Origin of the sequence: Pantoea sp. Cy-639 (assembly GCF_011752525.1) — a bacterium.
In the GTDB taxonomy this organism is placed as follows: domain Bacteria; phylum Pseudomonadota; class Gammaproteobacteria; order Pseudomonadales; family Pseudomonadaceae; genus Aquipseudomonas.
The window spans coordinates 1-1333 of record NZ_VWXI01000044.1; the positions used below are offsets into that span (position 1 = coordinate 1).

1 protein-coding gene is annotated in these 1333 nt (G+C 69.5%); it reads right to left on the reverse strand.

Going from position 1 to position 1333, the window contains the following annotated elements:
* On the reverse strand, positions 1-1333 hold a 1333-nt coding region (locus F3J43_RS23640; RefSeq protein ID WP_166893002.1), incomplete at both ends, for a non-ribosomal peptide synthetase.

A 1333-nucleotide genomic window follows, 5' to 3' on the forward strand; every position in this document is an offset into this window, starting at 1 on the left:
GCTGAGGTGGTGGTAGAGAATGCCTTCCTGTAGTGGTGCCAGCGGGTAGATGTCCTGCACGTTGGCGGCGCCGCCCGGCACCGTGGCGACGATGCGTTCGATGCTTTCCTGGTCCAGTTCCACCAGTGGCAGCAGGTCGGGCGTGATACGGCTGCAACCGGTCGGGATGCGATTGGCCGGCACCTGTACCTGGCGGCCCTGGCCGAGGGTCGCGGCCAAGGCGGCCACGGTCGGCTGGCCGAACAAGGTGCGCACATCGGCTTGCAGACCGGCCTGGCGCAGGCGTGCGGTCAGGTTGACCGCCAGCAGCGAGTGGCCGCCGAGTTCGAAGAAGTTGTCGTGGCGACCGACGCGCTCGACGCCCAGCACCTCGGCCCAGATCGCGGCCAGCTGGCTTTCCACCGCGCCCTCGGGTGCGACATAGGTGTGTTCGACGAGCACTGTCGGCTCCGGCAGGGCCTTGCGGTCGAGCTTGCCATGGGCCGTGAGCGGCAAGGCATCCAGGTGCAGCAAGGCCTGCGGCACCAGGTGCGCCGGCAGGCTGGCCTGCAAGCCCTGGCGCAGGGCCTCGGCATCGACCGGCACGGTTTCGGTGAACCAGGCCAGCAGGCGTTCGCTGCGCACCAGCACCACGGCATCGGCGATGCCCGGCTGGGCCTTGAGCGCCGCTTCGATCTCGCCCAGCTCGACCCGCACGCCGCGGATCTTCACCTGGTCATCGTTGCGCCCCTGGTAGTCCAGGGTGCCGTCGGCGTTCCAGCGCACCAGGTCGCCACTGCGGTACATCCGTGCGTTCGGCACGGGGCTGAACGGGTCGGCGAGGAAGCGCTCCTCGGTCAGGTCAGGACGGTTGAAGTAACCGCGCGCCACCTGGGCACCGCCGATGTACAGCTCGCCAATGACACCGACCGGCACCGGCTGGCGGTTCTCGTCCAGCACGTACACCCGGGTATTGGCGGTCGGCTTGCCGATATGCAATGCACCACCTGGCTGCAGTTGCCCGGAAGTGGCGACCACCGTGGTCTCGGTCGGGCCGTAGTTGTTGACCAGGGCGAAGCCCGGATCGCGGTCGAACTGGCGCAGGCGGTCTCCGCCCACCAGCAGCGTGCGCAAGGTCGGGTGCTGGCGCTCGCGGCGCAGCGCCTGCTCGGCCACCGGGGTCGGCAGGAAGCTCACTTGCAACGGCTGCTCCAGCCACCAGTCGAGCAGTTCATCGACGTGCTCGCCGGCAATGGCCGCCGGCGGCAGGTGCAGGGTCGCGCCGACGCACAGGGCCGGCCAGGCTTCCCAGGCCATGGCGTCGAAGCCGAAGCCGGCGACGCTGGAGGTGTGC